This window comes from Aquabacterium commune (genome assembly GCF_004362855.1).
GTDB classification, from domain to species: Bacteria; Pseudomonadota; Gammaproteobacteria; order Burkholderiales; family Burkholderiaceae_C; genus Aquabacterium; species Aquabacterium commune.
This window is the reverse complement of record NZ_SNXW01000002.1, coordinates 1-25,546: the sequence shown is the minus strand read 5'-3', so window position 1 is coordinate 25,546 and position 25,546 is coordinate 1. Positions and strand designations below refer to the sequence as shown.

The 25,546-nt window shown below is 64.6% G+C and carries 26 protein-coding genes and 2 tRNA genes; 25 read left to right on the top strand and 3 right to left on the bottom strand.

Translation table 11 applies throughout. The features are described from left to right. Nucleotides 1-12: 12 nt before the first annotated feature. Nucleotides 13-513 carry an acyl-CoA thioesterase gene (locus EV672_RS03990; RefSeq protein WP_243738512.1) on the bottom strand — a complete coding sequence of 167 codons (501 nt, stop codon included), beginning with the start codon at nucleotides 511-513 and terminating at the stop codon, nucleotides 13-15. Nucleotides 514-537: 24 nt separating this feature from the next. Further along, nucleotides 538-1,677, bottom strand: coding sequence for an alanine racemase (gene alr, locus EV672_RS03985; RefSeq protein WP_133606560.1), 1,140 nt, complete (start codon nucleotides 1,675-1,677; stop codon nucleotides 538-540). 141 nt (nucleotides 1,678-1,818) lie between these two features. Here alr and lplT point away from each other — a divergent pair, with 141 nt between their 5' ends. Beyond that, entirely contained in the window at nucleotides 1,819-3,102 is a 1,284-nt protein-coding gene (gene lplT / locus EV672_RS03980) for a lysophospholipid transporter LplT (RefSeq protein WP_133606558.1), read from the top strand. Nucleotides 3,103-3,184: 82 nt separating this feature from the next. Beyond that, on the top strand, nucleotides 3,185-3,631 hold the full coding sequence (locus EV672_RS03975; protein WP_133606556.1) for a hypothetical protein: 447 nt from the start codon (nucleotides 3,185-3,187) through the stop codon (nucleotides 3,629-3,631). Between the two features lie 32 nt (nucleotides 3,632-3,663). Here the strand turns inward: EV672_RS03975 and EV672_RS03970 are convergent, their stop codons facing one another. Then, complete coding sequence (locus EV672_RS03970; RefSeq protein WP_133606554.1) at nucleotides 3,664-5,235, bottom strand: helicase HerA-like domain-containing protein; 1,572 nt, start codon at nucleotides 5,233-5,235, stop codon at nucleotides 3,664-3,666. A 213-nt stretch (nucleotides 5,236-5,448) separates the two neighbouring features. Between EV672_RS03970 and EV672_RS03965 the strand changes: the two genes are divergently transcribed. From EV672_RS03965 to EV672_RS03855, 23 genes are all read left to right on the top strand, one after another. Further along, a complete protein-coding gene (locus tag EV672_RS03965) occupies nucleotides 5,449-6,171 on the top strand; it encodes a YebC/PmpR family DNA-binding transcriptional regulator (RefSeq protein ID WP_133606552.1) in 723 nt (240 codons plus the stop codon). 13 nt (nucleotides 6,172-6,184) lie between these two features. Further along, nucleotides 6,185-7,471: a phosphoribosylamine--glycine ligase gene (purD, locus tag EV672_RS03960; RefSeq protein ID WP_133606550.1), complete on the top strand. Its 1,287-nt coding sequence runs from the start codon at nucleotides 6,185-6,187 to the stop codon at nucleotides 7,469-7,471. Nucleotides 7,472-7,508: 37 nt separating this feature from the next. Next, nucleotides 7,509-8,426: an oxygen-dependent coproporphyrinogen oxidase gene (gene hemF, locus EV672_RS03955; RefSeq protein ID WP_133606548.1), complete on the top strand. Its 918-nt coding sequence runs from the start codon at nucleotides 7,509-7,511 to the stop codon at nucleotides 8,424-8,426. Nucleotides 8,427-8,431: 5 nt separating this feature from the next. Then, nucleotides 8,432-9,103 (top strand): nicotinate (nicotinamide) nucleotide adenylyltransferase, encoded by a 672-nt coding sequence (gene nadD, locus EV672_RS03950; protein ID WP_243738511.1) that lies wholly within the window; start codon nucleotides 8,432-8,434, stop codon nucleotides 9,101-9,103. Next, a complete protein-coding gene (gene rsfS, locus EV672_RS03945; protein ID WP_133606546.1) occupies nucleotides 9,104-9,988 on the top strand; it encodes a ribosome silencing factor in 885 nt (294 codons plus the stop codon). It abuts the gene before it with no gap. Between the two features lie 42 nt (nucleotides 9,989-10,030). Continuing rightward, the gene (gene rlmH, locus EV672_RS03940; protein WP_133606544.1) at nucleotides 10,031-10,498 is read left to right on the top strand and encodes a 23S rRNA (pseudouridine(1915)-N(3))-methyltransferase RlmH; all 468 of its coding nucleotides are present in this window, start codon (nucleotides 10,031-10,033) and stop codon (nucleotides 10,496-10,498) included. Nucleotides 10,499-10,550: 52 nt separating this feature from the next. Beyond that, nucleotides 10,551-11,231, top strand: a complete 681-nt coding sequence (locus EV672_RS03935) for a Maf family protein (protein WP_133606542.1) — start codon at nucleotides 10,551-10,553, stop codon at nucleotides 11,229-11,231. A gap of 66 nt (nucleotides 11,232-11,297) precedes the next feature. Then, nucleotides 11,298-12,800: a ribonuclease G gene (rng, locus tag EV672_RS03930; RefSeq protein WP_133606540.1), complete on the top strand. Its 1,503-nt coding sequence runs from the start codon at nucleotides 11,298-11,300 to the stop codon at nucleotides 12,798-12,800. A gap of 135 nt (nucleotides 12,801-12,935) precedes the next feature. Continuing rightward, nucleotides 12,936-14,252, top strand: coding sequence for a Tol-Pal system beta propeller repeat protein TolB (tolB, locus tag EV672_RS03925; protein WP_133606538.1), 1,317 nt, complete (start codon nucleotides 12,936-12,938; stop codon nucleotides 14,250-14,252). A 63-nt stretch (nucleotides 14,253-14,315) separates the two neighbouring features. Further along, a complete protein-coding gene (gene pal / locus EV672_RS03920; RefSeq protein WP_133606536.1) occupies nucleotides 14,316-14,879 on the top strand; it encodes a peptidoglycan-associated lipoprotein Pal in 564 nt (187 codons plus the stop codon). Beyond that, on the top strand, nucleotides 14,879-15,766 hold the full coding sequence (ybgF, locus tag EV672_RS03915) for a tol-pal system protein YbgF (protein WP_243738510.1): 888 nt from the start codon (nucleotides 14,879-14,881) through the stop codon (nucleotides 15,764-15,766). Before pal ends, ybgF begins: the two co-directional genes overlap by 1 nt. A gap of 18 nt (nucleotides 15,767-15,784) precedes the next feature. Next, a complete protein-coding gene (locus tag EV672_RS03910) occupies nucleotides 15,785-16,576 on the top strand; it encodes a tRNA threonylcarbamoyladenosine dehydratase (RefSeq protein WP_424923119.1) in 792 nt (263 codons plus the stop codon). Nucleotides 16,577-16,653: 77 nt separating this feature from the next. Then, nucleotides 16,654-16,730, top strand: a tRNA-Lys gene (locus tag EV672_RS03905). A gap of 170 nt (nucleotides 16,731-16,900) precedes the next feature. Then, nucleotides 16,901-16,976, top strand: a tRNA-Lys gene (locus EV672_RS03900). Between the two features lie 93 nt (nucleotides 16,977-17,069). Then, on the top strand, nucleotides 17,070-17,999 hold the full coding sequence (locus EV672_RS03895) for a ParA family protein (protein WP_083506216.1): 930 nt from the start codon (nucleotides 17,070-17,072) through the stop codon (nucleotides 17,997-17,999). 86 nt (nucleotides 18,000-18,085) lie between these two features. Next, entirely contained in the window at nucleotides 18,086-19,810 is a 1,725-nt protein-coding gene (locus EV672_RS03890; protein ID WP_133606534.1) for a hypothetical protein, read from the top strand. Beyond that, nucleotides 19,807-20,217 carry a hypothetical protein gene (locus EV672_RS03885; protein ID WP_058088771.1) on the top strand — a complete coding sequence of 137 codons (411 nt, stop codon included), beginning with the start codon at nucleotides 19,807-19,809 and terminating at the stop codon, nucleotides 20,215-20,217. Before EV672_RS03890 ends, EV672_RS03885 begins: the two co-directional genes overlap by 4 nt. Nucleotides 20,218-20,263: 46 nt before the next feature. Then, nucleotides 20,264-20,893, top strand: a complete 630-nt coding sequence (locus EV672_RS03880) for an STY4526/YPO1902 family pathogenicity island replication protein (RefSeq protein ID WP_058088770.1) — start codon at nucleotides 20,264-20,266, stop codon at nucleotides 20,891-20,893. Continuing rightward, nucleotides 20,890-21,792: a DNA adenine methylase gene (locus EV672_RS03875; RefSeq protein ID WP_058088769.1), complete on the top strand. Its 903-nt coding sequence runs from the start codon at nucleotides 20,890-20,892 to the stop codon at nucleotides 21,790-21,792. Before EV672_RS03880 ends, EV672_RS03875 begins: the two co-directional genes overlap by 4 nt. A gap of 10 nt (nucleotides 21,793-21,802) precedes the next feature. Continuing rightward, nucleotides 21,803-22,123 carry a hypothetical protein gene (locus EV672_RS03870; RefSeq protein WP_133606532.1) on the top strand — a complete coding sequence of 107 codons (321 nt, stop codon included), beginning with the start codon at nucleotides 21,803-21,805 and terminating at the stop codon, nucleotides 22,121-22,123. Between the two features lies 1 nt (nucleotide 22,124). Continuing rightward, complete coding sequence (locus EV672_RS03865) at nucleotides 22,125-22,550, top strand: hypothetical protein (protein ID WP_058088767.1); 426 nt, start codon at nucleotides 22,125-22,127, stop codon at nucleotides 22,548-22,550. 25 nt (nucleotides 22,551-22,575) lie between these two features. Further along, nucleotides 22,576-24,159, top strand: a complete 1,584-nt coding sequence (locus EV672_RS03860; RefSeq protein ID WP_133606530.1) for a hypothetical protein — start codon at nucleotides 22,576-22,578, stop codon at nucleotides 24,157-24,159. A gap of 218 nt (nucleotides 24,160-24,377) precedes the next feature. After that, nucleotides 24,378-25,424, top strand: a complete 1,047-nt coding sequence (locus EV672_RS03855) for a PFL_4669 family integrating conjugative element protein (protein ID WP_083506215.1) — start codon at nucleotides 24,378-24,380, stop codon at nucleotides 25,422-25,424. Nucleotides 25,425-25,546: the final 122 nt, after the last annotated feature.

Sequence of the window (25,546 nt, the reverse complement as noted above, 5' to 3'; positions counted from 1 at the left end):
CTGCCTGGGCGCTCAGTTCGCGGCGGGCTGGCCCGACTGGATGGCGCGGAAGCGCTGGTCCAGTTCCTGGCGCAGCTGGCGGCGCAGCTTGGCCGCGGCAAAGCGGCGGTGCTCGTCGGGGGTGTTGGGGGCGAGGGGCGTCACGGCCTGGGGCTTGGCCTTGTCGTTCACCGCCACCATGGTGAAGAAGCAGCTGTTGGCGTGGCGCACCACCTGCGTGCGGATGTTCTCGGCCACCACCTTGATGCCGATCTCCATCGACGAGGTGCCTGTGTAGTTCACCGACGCGAGGAAGGTGACCAGCTCGCCCACGTGGATGGGCTGGCGGAAGGTGACCTGGTCCACCGACAGGGTCACGACGTAGCAGCCGGCATAGCGGCTGGCGCAGGCGTAAGCCACCTGGTCGAGCAGCTTGAGGATGGTGCCGCCGTGCACATTGCCGGAGAAATTGGCCATGTCCGGCGTCATGAGCACGGTCATGTGCAGCTGGTGGCGTTGGTGGTCGAGTTCCATGGAGAGCCGTGTCGGGTGTGAGGGTCAGGGGGCGAATGCAGGTGCCGTGCCATGCGCGCCGTGGTCGTCGCCCACCGTCAGCACCGGCACGCGCTGCGACAGCGCACACATCAGCTCGTAGCCGATGGTGCCGGCGTGCAGGGCGACCTCGTCGATCGACAGCAGGCTGCCATGCGGGCCTTGCCCCCACAGCGTGACCTCGGTGCCGATCTGGGCCTGCGGCAGCGCGCTCAGGTCCACCGTGACCATGTCCATGGACACCCGCCCGACGATGCGTGTGCGCTGTCCATCGACCAGCACCGGCGTGCCCGTCGGCGCATGGCGAGGGTAGCCATCGGCATAACCGCAGGCCACCACGCCGATGCGCATGGCCTGCTCGGCCGTGAAGCGGCTGCCGTAGCCCACCGTGTCGCCGGCTTGCAGGTGTTGCAGGCCGATCAGCCTGGAGCGCAGCGTCATGGCCGGGCGCAGCTGCCAGTGGGCGGCGTCGTGCTCCGGGTAATCCGGCGAGGCACCGTACAGCATCACGCCGGGGCGCACCCAGTCGCCACGGACCTTCGGGTCGTGTGCATGGCGCAGGGTCGCGGCGCTGTTGCACAGGCTGCGCTCGCCGCTGAGGTCGGCCGTGTGGGTCAGGAAGATGTCGGCCTGCTGGGCGATGCCCTTGTCGCTGTCGGCGTCCGAGAAGTGCGTGATGAAAGACACCTCATCGACCTGGGGCAGGGCGCTCAGGCGCAGCCAGGCGTTGCGGAAGGCCTGCGGTGTGAAGCCCAGGCGGTTCATGCCGGTGTTCATCTTCAGGAACACGCGGTGGGGCCACTCTGTTTTGTGCTGCGCCAGCCAGTCGATCTGCTGCTCGCAGTGCACCACGTGCCACAGGCCCAGGCGCGAGCAGGACTCCAGATCGCGTGCATCGAACACGCCTTCGAGCAGCAGGATGGGGCCGCGCCAGTCGAGCTCGCGCAGCTTGCGCGCCTCGGCGATGTCCAACAGGGCGAAGCCGTCGGCGGCGCGCAGGCCCTCGAAAGCGCGCACCAAGCCGTGGCCATAGGCATTGGCCTTGACCACCGCCCAGACCTGGGCGTCCGGAGCGCAGGCACGGGCTCGTGTCAGGTTGTGTTGCAGGGCGTCGAGGTGGACCAGGGCTTCAAGCGGGCGGGGCATGGTGCCATTTTGCCACCCGGGTGCGAGACGACCCCTGATCGTGCATGGGGTCGTGCAGCTTGCGGGATTGTCGCCACGTTCAGCTTGGTCGGCGTGCTATAACCTGCGATCCCCAGCCTCGACGACCCACACCGCTCGCGCATGAAAAAAGGTTTTTTCACGATCATGGCGGCGCAGTTCTGCAGCTCGCTGGCAGACAACGCGCTGTTCGTGGCGGCGGTCGAGTTGCTCAAGTCCGATGGTGCGCCTGAGTGGCAGCGCGCGGCCTTGGTGCCGATGTTCGCGCTGTTCTACGTGGTGCTGGCACCCTTCGTGGGGGCCTTCGCAGACGCCTTGCCCAAAGGCAAGGTCATGTTCCTCTCCAACAGCGTCAAGGTGCTGGGTTGTCTGCTGATGCTGTTCGGCCTGCACCCGCTGTTGGCCTACGCCGTGGTGGGCCTGGGCGCCGCGGCGTACTCACCGGCCAAGTACGGGATCCTCACCGAGTTGCTGCCGCCGTCACAGCTGGTCAAGGCCAATGGCTGGATCGAAGGCCTGACCATCACTTCCATCATCTTTGGCGTGGTGCTGGGCGGGCAACTGATGGGCCACGCCATCGCGCCGATGCTGCTGAGCCTGGATGTGCCCGGTGTTGACACGGGCATCGACTCGCCACCTGAGGCAGCCATCGCGATGCTGGTGTCGCTGTACGTGCTGGCCGCGGGCTTCAACCTGCGCATCCCCCGCACCGACACACCGCTGCAGGACTTCGTGGGCCACCCGGTGCTGTTGCTCAAGGATTTCATGTCGTGCAACTCGCGCCTGTGGCGCGACAAGCTGGGCCAGATCTCCCTGACCACCACCACCCTGTTCTGGGGCGTGTCGGGCAACCTCCGCTACATCGTGCTGGCCTGGGCGGCCGTGGCGCTGGGCTACGACACCACCAAGGCGTCGGCGCTGGTCGGTGTGGTGGCCATTGGCACGGCGGTGGGGGCTGTGGTGGCCTCGGCCAAGATGCGCCTGGACCAGGCCACCAGCGTCATCCCCCTGGGGGTGGCCATGGGCGTGCTGGTGCTGGGCATGAACGTGTTGGACGACATCGTCGTGGCCGTGCCCTTTCTGATCTTGCTGGGCGGCCTGGGCGGCTTCCTGGTGGTCCCCATGAACGCGCTGTTGCAGCACCGGGGTCACAACCTGATGGGCGCGGGGCGTTCGATCGCGGTGCAGAACTTCAACGAGCAAGCCTGCATCCTGCTGCTGGGCTTTGGCTACAGTTGGTTGACGGGCAGCGGCCTGACCGCCTACGGCGCCATCACGGCCTTCGGGTGCTTCGTGGCCGTGAGCATGTGCCTGATCGGGCTGTGGCACCGCCGCAATGTGCGCGTGCACAGCGCCGAGGTTGGGCGTCTGCTGGCCATCGCCCGCAGCGACGGGCACAACCATTGAACACATTTGGCTGACACAGATTTACAAAAGGCTGTCAGCCTGGCGTGGCGCCCAACCGTTGTGTGCATACAGGAGAACTGACATGCACACACCTCTCATTCGAACCACTGCCCGATGGGCTGGCCTGGCCACGCTGGCGGCACTGACGGCGTCTTTGCTGGCAGCGCCAGGTGCGGTCCAGGCAGGCCAGGGCGTGCCGGGCGTGTACTGGGCGGTCAATGTGGACGCCCCCATCCAGGGCGCAGGCCGTGTCGGCACGACTTTCTCCAACACGCCGCGGGGCTTGTACGGCCCCGCACCGGTGGTGATCGCGCCCCCGGTCGTGTATGCGCCCCAGCCGATGTACGCACCTCAACCCGTGTACGTCCAGCGCGGCCACGACCACCGCCGTCGCCCGCCGCACTGGGGCTGGCGCCACCACCATGACGAAGGCCGCCACGGTTACGGCGATGGCCGCCATGAGGGTCGTCATGATGGCCGCTGGGAGGGGCACCGCGGCGATCGCTACGCCTGGGGCCGCGACGACTGAGTCAGCGGCTGAGGTTGCGCAGGGCCGTCGGCTCAGCGGCGGCGGCTGGTGCTGCCGCCCAGGATGGAACCCAGCACGCCGCGGATGATCTCGCGGCCCACGGTCGAGCCGATCGTGCGTGCCGCCGATTTGGCCACCGTCTCCAGGATGGAGTCCTTGCGACCATTGCCCTTGAGCAGGTCGCCGGCCATGTCGCCCAGCCAGCCGCCAGCGCCCGCCGTGGCAGCGCCCGCAGCAGCATCGCCTGCACCGCCGCGCAGCGCATCGGCGGCTTCTTCGCGCATGGAGCGCGCACCGCCCGCGGGGGCCTGGGCCGATGTCGGTGAGGCCGCGGCACGGCCTTTGAGCTTCTCGTAGGCCGAGTCGCGGTCCACCGTCTGCTCGTACACGCCCGACACCAGCGAGTCTTTCAGCAACTGCTGGCGCTGCTCGGGCGTGATCGGCCCGATCTGGCTGCCCGGTGGCAGGATGAAGACGCGCTCGGTGATGGCCGGGCGGCCCTTCTCATCGAGCATGCTGACCAGGGCTTCGCCCACGCCCAGTTCGGTGATGACCGTGGCGATGTCCAGGCCCGGGTTGGCGCGCATCGTTTCTGCCGCGGCCTTGACGGCCTTCTGGTCGCGCGGGGTGAAGGCGCGCAGGGCGTGCTGCACGCGGTTGCCCAGCTGGCCCAGCACGGTGTCGGGCACGTCCAGCGGGTTTTGCGTCACAAAATAGACGCCGACGCCCTTGGAGCGCACCAGGCGCACGACCAGCTCGATGCGCTCGACCAGCGCGGAGGGCGCATCTTTGAACAGCAGGTGGGCCTCGTCGAAGAAGAACACCAGCTTGGGCTTGTCCAGGTCGCCCACCTCGGGCAGGGTCTCGAACAGCTCCGACAGCATCCACAGCAGGAAGGTGGCGTACAGGCGCGGCGCGTTCATCAGCTTGTCGGCCGCCAGGATGTTGACGACGCCCTTGCCGCCCACCGTCTGCATGAAGTCGCCGATGTTGAGCATGGGCTCGCCGAAGAAGCGGTCGCCGCCTTGCTCATCGACCTGCAGCAAGCCACGCTGGATGGCGCCGATGCTGGCCGGGCTGATGTTGCCGTACTCGGTGGTGAACTGGCTGGCGTTGTCGCCCACGTGCTGCAGCATGGCGCGCAGGTCTTTGAGGTCGAGCAGCAGCAGGCCGTTGTCATCGGCGACCTTGAAGACCAGCTGCAAGACGCCTTGTTGCGTGTCGTTCAAATCGAGCATGCGGCCCAGCAGCAGCGGGCCCATGTCAGAGATGGTGGCGCGCACCGGGTGGCCTTGCTGGCCGAAGACGTCCCACAGCGTGGTCGGGCAGGCCACGGCGGTGGGGGTGTCCAGGCCGCGTTCCTGCAGGATGCCGGCGAGCTTGTCGCTGACCTTGCCCGTTTGCGAGATGCCGGTCAGGTCGCCCTTGACGTCGGCCATGAAGACGGGTACGCCGATGGCGCTGAAGCTTTCGGCCAGCTTTTGCAGGCTGATGGTCTTGCCTGTGCCGGTGGCGCCGGTGATGAGGCCGTGGCGGTTGGCCAGGGCGGGCAGCAGGTGGCAGGCGATCTCGCCGTGGGCAGCAAGGAGGATGGGGTCGGTCATGGGGTCTCCTGGGCGCTGAAATCGGTGTTGGGCCAGCGGCGCTGACCAGGGTTCGGGGCCGGGAATGGCGATGGCCACCCGGCGCGAAGGTAAAATCGAAGTATCTCCCAGGTTTTTCCTGGGGCCGCGCGCGCGCCGGTGAGCCACCAGCGTGCGCGTCGGCATGGACCCATCGCCACATTCCGCCCCTATTTTCTTTCCGGAGCACGCACCATGGCCGGCCATTCCAAATGGGCCAACATCCAGCATCGCAAGGGTCGTCAAGACGAAAAGCGAGGCAAGATCTGGACCCGTCTCACCCGTGAAATCATCGTGGCCGCCCGTGCTGGCGGGGCCGATGTCAACATGAACCCGCGCCTGCGCCTGGCCATCGAGAAGGCCAAGGCCGCGAACATGCCGGCCGACAACATCAAGCGCAACGTGGACAAGGCCACGGGCAACCTGGATGGCGTCACCTACGAGGAAATCCGCTACGAAGGCTACGGCATCGGCGGCGCTGCCATCATGGTGGACACCATGACCGACAACCGTGTGCGCACCGTGGCCGAAGTGCGCCACGCCTTCAGCAAGTACGGCGGCAACATGGGCACGGACGGCTCGGTGTCCTTCCAGTTCAAGCACGTGGGCCAGTTCCTGTTCGCCCCGGGTGCCAGCGAAGACAAGGTCATGGAAGTGGCCCTGGAAGCGGGTGCGGAAGACGTGCTCACCCACGACGATGGCTCCATCGAGGTGCTGTGCGCCCCGCCCGACTTCGAGGCCGTGCAAAAGGCGCTGCAAGCTGCGGGCCTGCAGTCCGAACTGGCCGAAGTCACCATGCGCGCAGACACCCCCATTGAATTGAGCGGTGACGATGCCGTCCGCATGCAGAAGCTGCTGGACGTGCTGGAAGACCTGGACGACGTCCAGGAAGTCTTCCACAACGCCGAACTGAACTGATAGAAACCTCCCCATGAACATCCTCGTCATCGGCTCCGGCGGCCGCGAACACGCCCTGGCCTGGAAGCTGGCCCAATCGCCCAAGGCCCAGAAGGTCTATGTGGCGCCGGGCAACGGCGGCACGGCACGCGATGCGCGCCTGGTCAACGTGCCCATCACCGACGTGAAGGCGCTGGCCGACTTTGCCGAGGCCAACAAGATCGTCCTGACCGTGGTGGGCCCCGAGGCGCCGCTGGCGTCGGGTGTCGTCGATGAGTTCCGCGCCCGCGGCCTGCGCATCTTCGGCCCGACGCAGAAGGCCGCGCAGCTGGAAAGCTCCAAGGCCTTCGCCAAGGACTTCATGAAGCGCCATGGCATCCCCACGGCCTTTTACGAAACCTTCACCGACGCCGCCGCGGCCCACGCCTATGTGGACCAGCACGGCGCGCCCATCGTCATCAAGGCAGACGGCCTGGCGGCGGGCAAGGGCGTGGTCGTGGCCATGAGCCTGGCAGAGGCGCACGAAGCCATCGACTTCATGTTGCTGGACAACAAGTTGGGCGTGCAGCACAACGAAGGTGGCGCGCGCGTGGTCATCGAAGAGTTCCTGGCCGGCGAGGAAGCCAGTTTCATCGTGCTGGCCGACGGCAAGAACGTGGCCGTGATGGCCACCAGCCAGGACCACAAACGCCTGCTGGACGCCGACGAAGGCCCCAACACGGGCGGCATGGGCGCCTACTCGCCCGCGCCGGTGGTGACGCCCAACGTCTATGCCAAGGCCATGCAGGAAATCATCCAGCCGACGCTGGACGGCATGGCCAAGGACGGCATCCCCTTCACCGGCTTCCTGTACGCCGGCCTGATGATCGACGCCAACGGTTCGCCGAAGACGCTGGAATTCAACTGCCGCATGGGCGATCCCGAGACGCAGCCCATCATGATGCGCCTCAAGAGCGATGCCATCGACCTGTTCATGCACGCCACCGACGGCACCCTGGACCAGGTCGAGCTGCAATGGGATCGCCGCTTCGCGCTCGGCGTGGTCGTGGCCGCGGGCGGCTACCCGCTGAACCCCGAGAAGGGCCAGGCCATCACCGGCTTGCCCGCCGAAGCCGACGACGCCATGGTCTTCCACGCCGGCACCACGCTGGGCGAGGATGGCGTGCTGCGCACCAGCGGTGGTCGCGTGCTGTGCGTGACTGCGTTGGGCGATTCGGCCAAGCTGGCCCAGCAGCGTGCCTACGAGTACCTGCGCGGCATCCAGTTCGACGGCATGCAGTTCCGCTCCGACATCGGCTGGCGCGCCATCAAGGCCCGCTGAACCCTTGCCCGCTGACCTCACGCGCAGGACATCCCCCATGAGCCAGGCCCACACCGACGCCGTCCGCAGCCACCTGCTGGACCTGCAGGACCGCATCATCTCGGCCTTCGAAGCCGAAGATGGCACACCCTTCGTGCGCGATGCCTGGGTGCGTGGCGCCCACGAGCGCCTGCAGGGTGACGGCTGTTCCCGCCTGGTCGAAGAAGGGAACGTGCTGGAGCGCGGCGGCTGCAATTTTTCGCATGTGAAGGGCCCGAGCCTGCCGCCCTCGGCCACGCAGCACCGGCCCGAGCTGGCGGGTTGCCCCTTCGAGGCCATGGGCGTGTCCCTGGTGTTCCACCCGCGCAGCCCGCACGTGCCCACGGTGCACATGAACGTGCGCATGCTGGCGGCTCACCGGCCCGATGGCACGGTGGTGGCTTGGTATGGCGGCGGCATGGACCTCACGCCCTACTACGGCCACGAAGAAGACGCCCGCCACTTTCACCAAGTCTGCAAGGACGCGCTGGCGCCCTTCGGGCCCGAACTGCACCCGCGCTACAAGAAGTGGTGCGACGAGTACTTCTTCCTCAAGCACCGCAACGAGGCGCGCGGTGTGGGCGGCATCTTCTTCGACGATGTCTCCGAGCTGGGCGAGCAGGGCGGTTTCGACCTGATCCGCTCGGTGGGCGATGCCTTCACCCAGGCCTACCTGCCCATCCTGCAGCGCCGCCGCGACACGCCTTACACCCAGGCCGAGCGCGACTTCCAGGCCTACCGCCGGGGCCGCTACGTGGAGTTCAACCTGGTGTGGGACCGCGGCACGCTGTTCGGCTTGCAGTCGGGCGGGCGCACGGAAAGCATCCTGATGTCGATGCCGCCGGTGGTGAACTGGCGCTACGACTGGCACCCTGAGCCCGGCACGCCCGAGGCGCGCCTCTACACCGACTTCCTGCCCCCGCGGGATTGGGTCTGAGCGGTTTGCCTTCTTCGCCCACGTCGTCCACGCGCTCGCAGACCGAGGCTGACGCTGCCCAGGTGCTGCGCATCGGCCTGATGGGCGGCAGCTTCGACCCGGTGCACAGCGCCCATGTGGCCCTGGCCGCGTCGGCCCTGGCGCACCTGCAGCTCGACGAGGTCCGCTGGATCCCCGTGGGCCAGGCCTGGCAGAAGGCGCGCCGCCTGGCGCCTGCGGCCGACCGCGTCGCCATGGTGCAGGCCGCCATCGCCCACGAACCCCGCTTTGTGCTCGACCTCACCGAAGTGCTGCGCGATGGCCCTTCGTTCACGCTCGACACGGTGCGCGCACTGCAAGCGGCCCGTCCCGAGGTGCGCGAGTGGGTGCTCATCATCGGCCTGGACCAGTACCTCAACCTGCCCACCTGGCAGGGCTGGCAGGAGCTGTTGCAGCGCGTGACGCTGGCCGTGGCGACCCGCGAACCCTTCGAGCCCGTGCCGCCCGAAGCCTTGCGATCACACCCGCACCGCATGGTGCATTTGCCGATGGCGCCGCAAGCGGTGTCGTCCACCGAGGTCCGCGAACGCCTGGCCCTCGGTGAAAGCCCTGAATCTCTGGCGCCCGAGCTGATCTCGGTCAGCGTGGCGCGCTATATTGCCAACCATCAACTCTACGCCTCTGGCGCCCCCCTCTGAATGGACATCCGCAAACTGCAACGCGTCATCGTCGATGGCCTGGAAGACGTCAAGGCGCAAGACATCGTCGTCTTCAACACCGAGCACCTCTCGCCCCTGTTCGAGCGCGTGATCATCGCCACGGGTTCGTCCAACCGCCAGACCAAAGCGCTGGCGTCCAGCGTGCGCGTCGCGGTCAAGGCGGCAGGCCTGCAGGTCATGCGCACGGAGGGCGAAGAGAACGGCGAATGGATCATCGTGGACTGCGCCGCCGTCGTCGTGCACATCATGCAGCCGGCCATCCGCCAGTACTACCAGCTCGAAGAGATCTGGGGTGACAAGCCGGTGGCGATCAAGCTCAAGGCCCAGCGCACCGGCCTGGTCAAGGCGTCCGAGCCTGAAGAGGAAGACGAGCCCGTCAAGCCGAAGAAGGCCGCAGGCAAGACCACCGCAGCCCGCAAGGCCGCCGTGACCAAGCCCGAGGCGAAGCAGGCCGAGGGCAAGAAGGTGGCTGCCAAGAAGGTTGCCGCCAAGAAGGCCGCACCTGCCAAAACTTCCGCCAAGGCACCTGCCCGCAAGTCCGCCGCTGTGAAGGAGGTCGAAGCCAAGGCACCGGCCCGCAAGATCGTGACCCGCAAGGTGGCCAGCAAGACCGTGGCACCGGCCGCGAAGAAGGCTGCCGCCAAGAAGGTCGCGGTCAAGAAGGTGGCTGCGAAGAAAGCCGCCACCCCGAAGGCGGTGCAGCGCATCGTCGTGAACGCGCCGGACGCCAAGAAGGCATCGGTCCGCAAGGCCGCCGGGCAGAAGGTGGCAGCCAAGAAGGCCGTGGCCCGCCCTGCCGTCAAGAAGGTGGCTGCCAAGAAAGTGGCTGCCAAGAAGGCGCCAGCCCGCAAGGCCGCGCGCTGAAGCGCTGGGCCATTGTCTGATCGCTGAGCCTCGCCTGCGTCCATGAAGTGCACCGTGCTGACCATCGGCCAGCGCCTGCCCGACTGGGCGCAGGAGGCTTGCGACGACTACCTCAAGCGGTTTCCGCCCGACTGGAAGGTCGAAGTCAAGGCCGTGAAGGCCGAGCCGCGCGAAGGCAAGCCGGTGCCCGCGATCATGCAGGCCGAAGCCGCTCGCATGGAGGCGGCTTTGCCCAAGGGCACGCGCCGCGTCATCCTCGATGAGCGGGGTTCGCGCCTGACCAGCGTGCAGCTGGCCGAACGCACCGAAGCCTGGGAGCGCGATGGCCGCGATGTTGCGCTCGTCATCGGTGGTGCCGACGGCATCGACCCGGCTTTCAAACAGACGGCCGACGAGGCCATCCGGTTGTCCGACATGACCTTGCCCCACGCCATGGCCCGGGTGATGCTGCTGGAGCAGCTCTACCGCGCCTGGTCCCTGCGGCACAACCACCCTTACCACCGCGCCTGAGCCGTGAGCGCCGTGATGGCGCCGGCACCGGGCCGCATTGCCGCGAACGCCCATGCCCGAACACGACCAGCCCGCATCCGCCAGCAACCTGGCCAAAGACCTGTCCCAGGCGCACGCCCGGGGCGAGGCGCCCTGGCTCTACCTGGCCTCGCAAAGCCCGCGCCGCCGACAACTGCTCGACCAGCTCGGGGTGCGCCATGCGCTCTTGCTGGCCGATGCCGACGAGGACGCCGAATCGCTCGAAGCCGAGCGCGCCGGTGAGTCGCCCGAAGACTACGTCCAGCGCGTGACCCAGGCCAAGTGGCGTGCCGCCATCGAGCGCCTGCAAGCCCGCGCTTTCCGCGACCCCGAGGCCTGGCCCATGGGCCCCATCCTGTGCGCCGACACCACCGTGGCCCTGGGCGACACCATCTTGGCCAAGCCCTCTGACGAGGCCGATGCCGAGCGCATGCTGCGCGCGCTCTCGGGCCAGACCCACCGCGTGCTCACGGCGGTGTGCGTGCACGGCCAGCTGCGCCTGAGCACCTCGCACGTGCAGTGGCGTGTGCTGGACGATGGCGAAATCACCCGCTATGTGGCCAGCCGCGAGCCTTTCGGCAAGGCCGGGGCTTACGCCATCCAGGGGCGCTCCGGCGCCTGGACGCAGCACATCGACGGCAGCTACAGCGGCATCATGGGCCTGCCCTTGTTCGAAACGACCGAGCTGCTCAAGCCTCTGGGCTGGCAAGTCTGAGGCCCGATCCGCGCGCACCCTGACAAGCCCGGGGCCCGCGCCAGGCGGCATGCGGTAAATTGCGGCATGCCCCATTCACAAGACATCCTCATCAACTGGACGCCCCAGGAAACCCGCGTGGCCATCATCGAGAGTGGCTCCGTGCAGGAACTGCACGTCGAGCGCACCCTGGAGCGCGGCCTCGTGGGCAACATCTACGCCGGCAAGGTCGTGCGCGTGCTGCCCGGCATGCAATCGGCCTTCATCGACATCGGCCTGGAGCGCGCGGCCTTCCTGCACGTGGCCGACCTGCACCGCGAAGACGGCAGCGCCCGGCCGCACGCCCGCAGCACCGAAGCGCAGGTGCCCATCGAGAAGCGCGTGCACGAGGGCCAGACGCTGATGGTGCAGGTCATCAAGGACCCGATCGGCACCAAGGGCGCGCGCCTGTCCACCCAGGTCAGCGTGGCCGGCCGCTTGCTGGTGTTCCTGCCGCAAGACGACCACCTGGGCATCTCCCAGAAAATCGGTTCGCCCGAGTTGCGCGAGCAACTGCGCGAGCGCATGCTGCGCCTCATCGGTGAGGCCGACGCGCGCGAGGGCCGCCCGCGCTCCGGTGGCTTCATCCTGCGCACCAATGCCGAAGACGCCACCGACGATGAACTCGCCGTGGACATCGCCTACCTGCGCAAGACCTGGGGCACGGTGCGCGAGCACGGCCTGAAAGCACCGCCTGGCACGCTGCTCTACCAGGAGCTCAACCTCGCCCAGCGCGTGTTGCGTGACCTTGTCAACGAGCAGGTGCAGAGCATCCGCATCGATTCGCTCATCCAGTTCGATGCGCTCAAGGCCTTTGGCGCCGAGTTCACGCCCACCGGCGTGGACAAGCTGCAGCACTACAAGGGCGAGCGCCCGATCTTCGACCTCTACAACATCGACACCGAGGTCGAGCGTGCCCTGGCCCGCCGCGTGGACCTCAAGTCCGGCGGATACCTCATCGTTGACCAGACCGAGGCGCTGACCACCGTGGACGTCAACACCGGCGGCTACGTCGGCGCGCGCAACTTCGACGACACCATCTTCAAAACCAACCTGGAAGCGGCGCAAGCGATTGCGCGGCAACTGCGCCTGCGCAACCTGGGCGGCATCATCATCATCGACTTCATCGACATGCTGCGCGAGGACCACCGCGACAACGTGCTCTCGGAGCTGCGCAAGCAGATGGCCCGTGACCGCACCAAGGGCTCGGTCAGTGGCTTCTCGCCGCTGGGCCTGGTCGAGATGACGCGCAAGCGCACGCGCGAGTCGCTGGCGCACATGCTGTGCGAGCCTTGCCCGACCTGCGAAGGCCGCGGCCAGGTCAAGACCGCGCGCACCGTTTGCTACAACATCCTGCGCGAGATCCTGCGCGAGGCGCGGCAGTTCAACCCCAAGGAGTTCCGCATCGTGGCCAGCGCCGCGGTGGTGGAAATGCTGCTCGACGAGGAGAGCGCCCACCTGGCCGGCCTGAGCGACTTCATCGGCAAGCCCGTGTCCTTGCAGACCGAGCCGTCGATGTCCCCGGAGCAGTACGACATCGTGCTGCTGTGAGCCCGGCGCGGCGTTTACACAGATTGACATCTGCCACGCGGCGCCACGCCAGCCCGCGGCGTTATCCTTGCCAACGACACGGCACAATCGGGGTTCACGCTCATGAGCCCCGTCCTTGACCACAGACCCCAGCCTATGTCGTTTTCTGATTCCCGCCGATCGGCCTGCCGCGGGCTGCTGACCGGCCTGGCCCTGACGGCCGGTGGCGCCGCGCTGCCGCTGTCGTCGGCCCTGGCGCAGTTCCGCGTCGAAATTTCGGGCGTCGGTGCCACGCAGATCCCCGTGGCCATCGGCCGCTTCCGAGACGAGTCGCGCTCGCCGGCGGCGCTGTCGGCCATCGTGCAGGCCGACCTCGAACGCAGCGGCCTCTTCAAGGTGCTCGACGCCAGCGCCGACCGCCTCGATGAGACCAGCCGCCCAGCGCTGCCCGACTGGCGCAGCAAGGGCGCCGATGCGCTGCTGGCCGGCTCCGTCACGCCCCTGGCCGATGGCCGCTTCGATGTGCGCTACCACCTCTGGGACGTGCTCAAGGGCAAGGACCAGGGCGGCCTCAGCCTCGTCGTGCCAGCGGCCGACCTGCGCCAGGCTGCGCACCGCATCGCCGACGACATCTACGAGAAGCTCACCGGTGACCGCGGTGCCTTCGCCACGCGCATCGCCTACGTCAGCAAGTCCGGCGGCAAGCACCACCTTCTGGTGGCCGATTCGGACGGCGAGGGCGCGCAAAGCCCGCTGACCAGCCCCCAGCCCATCATCTCGCCGGCCTGGGCGCCGGATGGCCGCCAGCTGGCCTATGTCTCCTTCGAGACCGGCAAGCCCGTGGTGGTGGTGCAGGACGTGTCTTCTGGCCGCCGCCGCGTGGTGGCCGGCTTCAAGGGCAGCAACAGCGCGCCCGCCTGGTCGCCCGATGGCCGCCAGCTGGCCGTCACGCTCAGCCGCGAAGGCGGCTCGCAGCTCTACCTCATGGGCGCCGACGGCGATGGCGTCAAGCGCCTCACGCAGAGCGGTGCCATCGACACCGAAGCCGCGTGGTCGCCCGATGGCGCCAGCATCTACTTCGTCAGCGACCGTGGCGGCGGACCGCAGATCTACCGCATCGCGGCCGGTGGCGGCACGCCCCAGCGCGTCACGTTCAGCGGTGCCTACAACATCAGCCCGGCTTTGAGTCCGGACGGCAAGTGGATGGCCTACGTCTCGCAGGTGTCCGGTGGCTACCGCGTGCACCTGATGGACCTGGCCTCGGGCGCCGTGAAGGCCCTGACCGACACCCGCGACGACGAAAGCCCCAGCTTCGCACCCAACAGCCGCCAGGTCATCTACGCCACCCGCACCCAGGGCCGCGAAGTGCTCATGACCACCACGCTGGACGGCCGCATCAAGGCGCGCCTGGCCACCAACGTGGCCGACGTGCGCGAGCCCGTCTGGGGCCCCTACCTGCAGCCCCGCCGCTGAGGCTTCGTGCCTGCCCCAACTTTTCACCGACACTTCTCGCATTGCCTCAACAGGAGCCACACCATGCAACACCAATCGATCCGTTTCACTCCGCGCTTTGCCTTGATGGGCGCCATCGCCGCCGCGGCCCTGCTGTCGGCTTGCGGCTCCAGCGTCAAGCTCGATGAAAACGCCGGCAAGCCCGCGCCCATTTCCGACGCGTCAACCAAGTCCAGCCAGGCCGACGCCAATGCCAACGCCTCGTCCAACGTCAACCAGGTCGTGCTGACGCCCAAGAACGACGACGCCCTGGCCGGTGGCCTGCCCCGCGTCATCTACTTCGACTTCGACAGCTTTGTGGTCAAGGAAGAATTCAGCGGCGCCATCGACGGCCACGCCAAGCGCCTGACGGCCAACAAGGGCAAGAAGGTCATCGTCGAAGGCCACACCGACGAGCGCGGCGGCCGCGAGTACAACCTCGCCCTGGGCCAAAAGCGCGCCGAGGCCGTGCAGAAGTCCCTGACCCTGCTGGGCGTGTCGGCCGACCAGGTCGAAGCCGTCAGCTTCGGCGAAGAGCGCCCGGCCGTGACCGGCGCCAGCGAAGAAGCCTGGGCCAAGAACCGCCGCGCCGAGATCAAGGACCGCTGATGCGAGCCGCCCCTGCCATGGCCCGCCGCCTCGGCCCCCACGGCCCCCACGGCCCCCGATGGTCTGCCGCCTGGTCTGCCGCCTGGTCTGGCTGGGCGGTGGTGGTGGCCGCTGCCCTGAGTCCAATGGTCGGCCCGATGGCGGCGCACGCGGGCGTCTTCGATGACGACGAGGCCCGCCGTGCCATCCTGGACCTGCGCCAGCAACGCGCCCAGGACAGCGAATCGGCGAACGCCCAGATCAAGGCGCTCAGCGCCCAGGTGGACGTGCTCAAGCGCAGCCTGCTGGAGATGAACAGCGCCATCGAGCAGCTGCGCAGCGAGTTGGCCGCCTCCCGCGGTGGCAGCGAGGTGCTGCAGCGCGATGTGGCCGATCTGCAGCGCAAGCAGAAGGACGTGCAGACCTCGTTCGACGAGCGCGTGCGCAAGCTGGAGCCGCAGGCCATCACCCTGGACGGCAAGACCTTCCAGGCCGATGCCGAGGAAAAGCGTGACTTCGACGAGGCCCTGGCCCGCCTGCGCGCGGCCGACTTCGGCGCGGGTTCCGCCGCCCTCAACGGCTTCCTCAAGCGCTACCCCAACACGGGCTACCGCGAGTCTGCGCAGTACTGGTTGGGCAATGCCTACTACGGCCTGCGCGACTACAAGGACGCCATCGTGGCCTTCAAGGCCCTGGTGGACGGCGCGCCCCAGCACGCCCGCACGCCCGAAGCCCTGCTGTCGATCGCCAATTGCCAGGTGGAGTTGAAAGACAACGACGCGGCCCGCCGCTCCCTGGAGCAGATCGTCAAGCAGTACCCGCAGACCGAAGCCGCGCAAGCCGCACGGGACCGCCTGCTGACGATGTCGTCTGCGCCGGCGGGCAAGTCGTCGCGCAAGGGCAAGTGAGCGACGCGCTTGGCTGACATCGATTTGCTGGTCCAGGCCAGCCTGCCCGACCCCGAGCGCCGCTTCGGCGGCCTGAGGCGCTTGCACGGCGTGGACGGCTACGCCCGCCTGCGCGCTGCGCGCATCGCGGTGGTGGGCGTGGGCGGCGTGGGTTCCTGGACGGCCGAGGCCCTGGCGCGCAACGGCGTGGCCCGGTTGGTGTTGATCGACCTGGACCACATCGCCGAGTCCAACATCAACCGCCAGGTGCATGCCTTGGAGACCACCCTGGGCCAGGCCAAGGTACAGGCCTTGCGCGAACGCATCGCGCTCATCCACCCCGATGGCGAGGTGCAGGCGGTGGAGGCCTTCATCGACGAGGCCAATGTGGCCGAGCTGCTGCAGGCGGATGCCATCGACGGCGTCATCGACTGCTGTGACCAGGTTCGGGCCAAGGCGGCCATCGCGGCCTGGGGCGCGCAGCACGGCGTGCCCGTGGTCAGCGTGGGTGCTGCCGGTGGCAAATGCCGCCCACAAGATGTGGAAGTGGCCGACCTGGCCGAGGTCACGCACGACCCGCTGCTGGCCAGCTTGCGCCAGCGCCTGCGCCAACGCTATGGCGGTGTGCGCAAGGGCAAGATGGGGCTGGCCTGCGTGTTCTCGCGCGAAGCGGTGCGACCGCCGCAAGACCGTTGCGATATGCCCGAGGGTGAGGGCGCTGCTGCGACCGATGGCTCACTGAACTGCGCAGGTTATGGCTCCAGCGTGACGGTCACGGCCACCTTTGGCATGGTGGCCGCGGCAGAGATGGTGGCCCGACTGCTGCGTTGAGGCCACACAGGACTGGATTGCTTTGTCATGTGTTGGTCACGCGCTTCAATTCGGGCTATAATTTATGGCTTCGCTTGGGGTCGGTAGCTCAGTTGGTTAGAGCAGCGGACTTTTAATCCGTTGGTCGAGGGTTCGAGTCCCTCCCGACCCACCAAGTTGCAGAACTTGCAAACTTGCACAACTTGCAAAGTTTGGAGAATGCGACTAGACGGTGACAACACCTCAAAAATCTGGACAAGTCTGGGTTTTTCTGTGTAGAATCTATGTCTTCGCTGATTGCGGCAATGCAATTGGCAACGTTCCTGAAGCGTCAAGCATCAGAGCGGGCTCTTAGCTCAGTTGGTAGAGCAGCGGACTCTTAATCCGTTGGTCGTAGGTTCGAATCCTACAGGGCCCACCAACAATTCCTAGCCCCGCGTCCTAACCGTTCACAACGGTTGAGACGCGGGGCTTTTGTCATTTCCCTCTCGGTTCGCAAAACCGGAGGATCGAAATGGCAAGACGAGTGACAGCCCTCAGCAGCAAGGGCGGAGTGGGGAAGACAACCAACCTGGCCAACCTTGGCGCGGTACTCGCCGACATGGGCGCCCGGGTGCTGTTGTGCGATGCAGACATCCAGCCCGCACTGTCCAAGCACTATCCCCTCGAGTACGAGGCCCCGAAGGGGATTGTGGAAGTCTTCGCCCAAGGGTGGATCGACCAGGAATGCATCTCCCGCACCTCGCTCCCCCGCCTGCACCTCATCAAGTCCAACGATGGCAAGGCCCAACTGCAGCACTGGCTCTACAACCGTGCAGACCAACGCACCCGTCTGAAGGGTGCGCTTGCCGCCCCCCTCATCGATGACAACTACGACTTCGTGCTCATCGACACCCAGGGCGCCATTGGCCCGGTTCAGACAGCGGCGGCTTTTGCCGCGCACACGCTGATTTCTCCGTTACCTCCTGACAGCCAGTCCATCCGAGAGTTCGCCACAGGCACTTTGCAGGTGCTCAAGGCCCTGGAGCACTCGGACACAGAGCCCACTGCGTTGCTGGCGCCTCTGCATGTTCTGATTTCCAAAGACAGGTACACGCGCAACGCCAAGGCGCTGTTGAATGCGGTGCGGAGCGAGTTCAAAGAAAGCGACGAGGTTCGCTTTCTCTCGACCGTCGTGCCAGATGCCGTGGCCTACAACGAGGCTGCGACGTTGCAAGTGCCCGTACACATGCACAACCGCGTCAGCGGGCAGCGCATCTTGTCGGCATTCGAGGTCATGCATCGTTTGGCCTGGGAACTGTTTCCCGAGCTCTATGGCTGGTTTGCAGGGGGAGTCAAGGGCGATCCGGATCAGGTGTTTGCTCCTCCACAAGACCCAGCAGGAGGTGAGATTGCTGATGAGGCTGGTGGCGAGCAGCTCGCCTCAGCAGGGGGTGCTCAATGACAGTGCCCAAGTCGCTGCCCCCTCTTCCTGTGCCGAGTGGTGGTGTCGCTACAACACTTGGCCATGTCCTTGGCGGGGGAAGACGCGTGCCAAACCTGTCTTCCGTCACGCCGGCTGGTGAAAACGACATTCGCCAGGCGATGGCCAATGCGTCTGTGACCGCCAGAAACCCTCAGGCATCGACGGTCGACCTGAACGATCCGGACATCGACGGCGCCACGATCCGACTGAAAAACGCCGACGTTGGGTTCAACCCTTATCAGCCGCGTCAGTATGTGAACGAGTCGTACGAGGAAATTCGTACATCTATGAAGGCCAACGGCATGGACGTGGCCCTGCAAGTCACTCGCAGGGGCCCTGGACAGCCCTACTTCTTGGCCGGGGGCGGGAACTCTCGCCTGGGCATTGCGCAGGACATTTTCCGAGACGAAAACGATCCGCGGTTCGAGTACAGCCACTTCATTTTCAAGAAGTGGCCCGGTGATCGCCGTGTCATGGCCAGCGCGCTATCCGAGAACCTTGCGCGCTCCGATCTGAAGTTCTGGGAAGTGGCGAGGGCTGCAGGCGAGATCATCGACGACCTCGAGAAAGAGCATGGTCCGCTAAGCGAGCGCAAGCTGGAAGAATTGCTGCCCGCTGAGGGCATCCATGCCAAACGAGCGCTCATTGGCCGATGGCTTTTCACGCGCAAGCGTCTAGGCGCCCTCGACAAAGCATTGATTGAGCTGACCGGACAACAGGTCCTCTCCAAGTATCAACCAAGGCTGAACTCACTATGCCGGCTGGCGGGCAAGTTCGAGTTGGATCCAGAGGATTTCTGGTCGAGCGTGGTGTCGCGCACGCTTGCCCAAGTGAGTGAAGACTTTCTCCGAGATGCTCGGACCTACGATGTCGATCGAATCTGTGACGCGGTCGAGGTGGCCTTGGCAGAGCGGGTCGGCGAGAGCGCAGCAAGCATCAAGCGCATGCTGCAGCTCATGTCTGCAATGGATGGCAATGTCACTCTTGCGGACCTGAAGGCCCCGCCATCACCGCCTGTACCGCCCCCAGCAGTTGCTCGACAGGGAGGTAGTGGCAACTCGTCGGGAACTTCAAATGCACCTCAAGCTGGCAGTGCAGGTGCACCAGCCGATGACGAAGATCGCGGTGCCGTAGTGCCGCAGGAGGCGCTTCGGAGTCTGCGCCCGGCATCACCACAATCTCCGGCATCTTTGAGCATCGTTTCCGCCGCAGGTGGCGCACCGGAAACGCGGCATGAAGCCGCTGACGAGGCGTCTACGCAGCAGCTCGAGCAGGCCGCCCAAGCCATGGTGAGGCATCCCACCCTGGCTCCTCACGATGGTCAGGACGTGCGGGGGCTCTTGACTCATGAATTGCGCTACCTGGTTGAGAGAGTCGGTATCGCTGAGTGCTTTGTGCCCTGCGATTCGATGCCGTTCGGCTTCTTCATGGAGTATCCAGAGCCGGGCTCGCTCTCGTCGCCCAGTGTCCAGCAGGGTGCTGCTGATCTACTGGTTCGGGCTCAGGCAGGTGCAGTGTTCTGGACATTGCAGAAACTCTCAGGGCAGCTTGCGCCTGAGCTAGCCCGGCAACTGCCGCCGACATCGCGCTTCTACCAATCACTCGTCAATGACGATTTCTCTCTCGCGTCACTTAGTGGCAGCCTGATCGGCGATTCCGCCATCGATGACGTCCTGCTCTTGGCAACGAAGCCGGGAACTGACGCAATGACGCAGCTGCTGCAGGTTGTCGTCCTGATGCGTGCGGTCAGCGAACGCTACCCCTCTGGCTTCGAGGGGGCTGTGTCATGAAGCTCGGCGAGTTCTTCAAACCATCCTTCTACAACCCTGCGACGGGAGAGCAATTCATCGAGGTCCGGTGCATGAGCTATGCATTCATTCTCATGGCGCTGGCTCGGTGGGTAGTTCCCATGCTCCCGGGAGAAAAAGATCCGCTGCTCATTGAGATGAGTCACCTGGTGGACGTGGTCGCGAGTTTGGTCCTTGTGGCGTCCACGTTGGTGAACGTAATTCGCTCACCAGTCTTGCCAGTGTTTGTATGCGGTGTCTTCATGTTGGGCTCAGGAATGTCGCTCGCTCTGGGGCAGGGGCAAGCCATCCAAGCGCTCATCACCGATGCTGGGCTGAGCGTCATCTTGTTGTTGCTGCATGTGCTGGTGAACAGCCTCTATCGGCGCTTCAAACCAACAGCCTTCTAGCAACCACCACCACAAATTCAATCAATCACTTTCCAGGGAGTTTCACGTGTCTTCTGTCAATGTCCTCGACCCGACCATCAGGCTGATCGTGCTCGCGCACATGCTGCAACAGTTCGATCAACTCGATCCTGACTGCATCCAGGAATACCAGATGGCGGGTTTCGATGCGGCTTCGATTGATCGGCTGCGCAACCTGACCACGGCCGATCTGGTGCGGCTGGCTCAGCACTCTCGCGACACGAGCATCCAGATCAGCATCAACCCGACCAAGTTGGTGGCGGACATGAATCGCTACGAACACATGCGCGCGGACGAGCGCTTGTACGAATACTTCGTGCGGCATGGCGCAAGCCTCAACTTGATCATGGACCTGTTCACCAAGCGGCCGTCCGATGTCAAGCGCATGCAGCTGATGCTTGGCGTGACTTCACAGATCGGTCGCCGCGCGCTGCCTGACGACGACACCAGGCTTGAAATCACAACGGCTTGGCACCGGCTCCGCGGTAACGACTCATGGCCGTACCGGGGCCGTGAGCACTTTCGTGCGCTGCACGAGGCCTATCCCACCCTGACGATCGCGCAATTGGAGGCCGTGATCGCCTCCTTCAAGGTGCGTCAGGCCCCTGGTGCCGGCACCGCGAGCGGTGATGGTCGGGTCGGGAGCACCCAGCCATGACGGTGCTGGCCTTACCCGTTCGTCGGCAGCCGGGAGGGCGTCCACGCCCGATGTTGCGTTACCACGGAGGGAAGTACCGCATGGCGCCATGGATCATCAGCCACTTTCCGGCACACGACACCTATGTTGAACCATACGGTGGGGCGGCTTCTGTCCTGCTGGCAAAGCCGCGATGCCGCGCCGAGGTCTACAACGATTTGGATCATCGCATCGTGAACGTCTTTCGCGTGGTGCGGAACCCCGCCACCGCGCAGGAACTGCGCCGTCGGCTGATGCTCACGCCTTTCGCTCGTGCTGAGTTCGAGTGGAGCTACGAGGATCCGATCGACCCCCTGGACGCCGCGCACAAGACGATCATCCAGTCGTACATGGGTATCGGTGCTGATGCCGCGACGCGCAACGATCGTCCAGGTTTTCGCGCAAAACGCGCCAACGCCACCTTGCCCAGCTCCGAGTGGGCGGGCTGGCCTGACAGCGTGCCAGCGCTGACAGAGCGACTGACCGCCGTGACGATTGAGAGCAGAGAAGCCACAGGGGTCATGCAGGACTACGACACGCCGACCACGTTGCACTACGTGGATCCGCCGTATGTACGAAGCACACGCTACGAGAACGGCCGCCATGGCTACCGACATGAGATGAGCGATGACCAACATCGCGAACTCGCTCAGGTTCTCCATGGCCTGCAAGGCCTCGTCGTCTTGTCGGGCTATGCATGCGATCTGTATGAAGAGCTCTTTTCCGATTGGCATCAGCTCGAGCGCGATGCCGTTGCCGACAGCGGCGGCGCCAGAACCGAAGTGCTTTGGCTCAATCCGGCTTGTTTCGCAGCGCTTCGCAAGGAGCAAGAGCAAGCCAGCCTGTTGATGAGCGATGAGCTTGTCAGCCACACACGATGAGGAGGTCTTGGTGATGCAGCGCCAACGGTTTGAGTATTCAACAAGCTACTTCCCTCTGGCCTATGAGGCGGTCAGGGAAGGAATGCTCTTCTTCAAGGGCCCTCCGATGCCCACGAATCCCCTCACTGCCGACTTCGTGCAGGCCAGCCAGTACCAGGACCACATGCAGGCGATGGGTGCGGAGGGATGGGAATTGGTGGGTGTGCAGCCCGCCTTGCGAGCCACAGTGGTCCCCGCCAAAAAGGCCGAGGGCCAGATCGTGAGTTACCCAACCACGTCCGGGTACTTCTTCTTCTGGAAGCGAATCGTCCTTGCCCGAGAGGAGCATTGAAATGCACAGCCCTGATGATCAGCTCGCAAGAGAGCTGAATGCGAACCCTGAGTTCGCGCTCTTCATGCTCGATCTGCCCATCGTGGTGCAGCGAGCATTCATTCCGCTGACAGGACGGGTGACAGCGGCTTTGATGCTCTCTTGGGCAATCCAGGTGACCGATGAGCCTGGCGTCGCCGATGCAGAAGGTTGGTTTGCGAAAGGCAATGACGAGTGGCACGCCGACATCGGCCTGTCTCGTGATGAGCTTCAGACAGCACGCGACTGCCTTGAACAACTGGGGCTGCTCGAAGTCAAGCGTGAAGCAACTGAACCAGGCACCAGCGCGTTTCGTCGTGTGAATCACTATCGCGTGGATCTCAAACGACTGTCGCAGTTGCTTCTCGCTCATGCAGAGAAGTTGCGTCAGGCCAAGGGGATGCATTGACCGGCTACCAGGTCATCCAGAGCTCATGAGCCAGTTCCAAGCTCCCAACAATCCAAGCGCCGCCTTGTCGCAGCACTTGCTGCGCAGTCGCCCCATCGCAGTCCACCGCCACGTTCTTGCAATTGCGGGAAGCCCTGCTGCGGGCGTCTTGCTGTCGCAGCTCGTGTATTGGACTCGCCGAGGTATCGGCGTTGCTGAACAACAAGGCTGGATTCATAAAACTGCTGAGCAGTGGGCACGCGAAACAGGGATGAGCTGGAAAGTGCAGCAGCGTGCTCGCAAGGCACTGATCTCACGCGGTCTCATTGAAGAGCGCACCTCTGGTATGCCGCGCCGTACGGAATATCGACTGAATTTGAATGTGTTCGCCTCACGCACAAGTGAGCTCATTCAAATCCAGTTGCAGGATGACTTCGTCTCCCTGGATCTGTTTCGAACCGATGACATCGTCATCAAGCAGCTGCTGGGCAACGCGGTGTCGTACCACCGCGTCCTTGCAGAGTTGACCCCCCACATCAACGACGCCCTTCTCCTGTCGCGCCTGATCCACGATCAGCGCCAGGCGGGGCGTTGGATGGTCCGCAGCCGTAGCGACTGGCTGCGGGAGTTGTGCATGTCGCGTGACGAGTGGGAAACCGCGAGGCGCCACCTTCGGACGCTGGGCGTCTTGGTTGAGCGTCAGAGCAACTTCCCTCGACGAGTGAACCTGCTGGTTGACCAGGCCGCCCTGGTTCGGGCTCTCAACAAGAATGCACAGGGGCAGTTCGTCAAGGCGCAACCCATGTCTCGACGCCCAGCTGACAAGGCGTCTGGGGTGCCTCCGAGATCTGCCAGCGTTGCCGAAAAGCCCGTGGATCCTACAGTAGGCGGGATTGGGAGATTCTGTACAGCGGGATTCCCGACATCAGAATCTCCCAATCCCGCCTATCCCAATCCCACCCATCCCAATCCCGCCTCTAAGGCCTGCCCAAAGCCTCCTGCACAGATCGCCCAATCCCGCCTTTATATGGAGAGAGGGGGATTACAAGACCCACTACAACAAGATGGCTTACCGCCAGTGGTGGGGGTGGTCGATGAAGGTCGAGGATTGGAATTCGGTCTGGAAGGGGTGGCCCGGGCCGGGCCACCCCCCCAGAATCCCCCAATCCCGCCCAGCCAAGCCCCTGCTGTTGGCGCCAGTCCGGACCATCTTGTGTGGCCTGACTTCCTCAATGAGGAGCAGCGTCCAGGAGTTTGGTGGCACCTGAGCCATGTTGCTGCTCGTGCGCAGGACGTCCTTGATGAGGTGGCGTGGACGCACGCAAAGAGCGTGGTCAGGAATCCTGTGGGCCTCGTTCGGCATCTGGTGGGGTTGGTCGCGCAAGGCACCTTCATCGCTGAAGGTGCTCCTGAAATTCAGCGGCGACGCAAGGCAGCAGCCGACATCGCAGCTCGCATGGATCACAGGGCGAGTCTCGACACCACGCCTGAAGCCTTGACGTTCGCCTCAGGCGAGACGCCCCAGCCCGTTGCAACGGAAGCCTCGCTCAAAGCACGCGATCTCATCCGCGAGCATCTTGAACGAGTCCGCCGCACGCGGTCTCCGTCAGGTCCGGGGCGCAGCGTATGACCGAGCACGCCTTGCGCCGTGAGGGGTGGCCCGGGCCGGGCCACCCTTCCTGGATCACCCAATCCCGCCCAGCGTTAGCAGGGTGTCAGGTGGCCCTGGCCGAGGGCAATGACCGGGCGTTCGAATTGGTCGAAGGGCCTTTCGACAAGGCTTTGGTTAACACAGCAGTGCAGTCGGCTGAGTAGCAAACACAACCGTTTATTTGAGAGGGAAACACCATGAGCGAAAATAATCAAACCGTTGATATTCAGTCTCCGATTGCGGCAGGTTCGCCGTTTCCGGATGGATATGACATCGTCGGCGAGCGTGAGTTTCTGAAAGACTTGATCGATTCAGATCAGGTTGATCCCACAGATCCGCGGTACCCGCGTCTCGTTGAGCTTGAAAACCGTGAAGCTGCGTTGTCGAAAATGCGTGTGGCTCACAAAAGCCGCGAAGGTGCGAATACGGAAGTAACCGATCGCGAGGCTCTGGGGTTGCGTGACATGGGTAAATTGGCTGTTGCCAATGATGAAAGTGATTCTGTTGATATTCACACCATGCATGCCGCCCGGTTGTTTCTTGGCCGTGAAACCAAGCCTGGTGAAAATGGCTATGCAATGACTGGCGGTCGTCGCGTAGCAAGCGCCTTGCGTGCCATTTGGCACTTGTCTTCGAAAGACAATCCATACGCCGACTACGCTTTGATTCTTTCGGATGAAAGAATGGATGAGGTGCGTCGAGAAATTGATAAGCGCATCAAAAATATGCAGCGGGATTTGGAGAGGTATGAGTCGCAGGGGCTCAATTTCCATGTGCTGAAGAATCCGAAGCCATATCGTGTGGAGTTGGGCTTCCGGTCACCCTATGGTTATTCCGTCATCATGCTGATCAATCGCTTTGATTACTACGTGCGAATGGTCAAGACAATGGCTGCGAAATCCATCATTGGCGACAGCGAGGGGCGCAGCAAGATCTACGAGCTCACGAAGCAATGCCGTTCCATCTTTGAAGAGGTGGTGAACTTCCATCGCATTCTCATGCGCCCTCAGTTGGTCGAATTGTCTCGTTCTGATTTTCTGCCTACCGCGCAGGATGATGGCAAGAAACGGGTTGCCGCCGTCGTCAAGCTGCTGGGTGAGGTTCCGCGCGAAGTATTCAAGGGTCAGATTGTGCCTCGCCATTCTCGTCGTCGCATTCAGCTTTCGCCTCAAGAGTTGCGCCTGCTGGATGAGGTGCCACTCAATGGTGATATGCCTGTCGCAGAGGAAAGCACGCTGCTCTAATTGTCTGGACCAGTTTCGACCAATTTGGGATGGTCTGCACAACCACCGCTGACGCGGCGACCGCCTGCTGTTATTTCAGATGACGACAAATTTTTGCATTCAAAGGGCAGATTCGGAGCGTA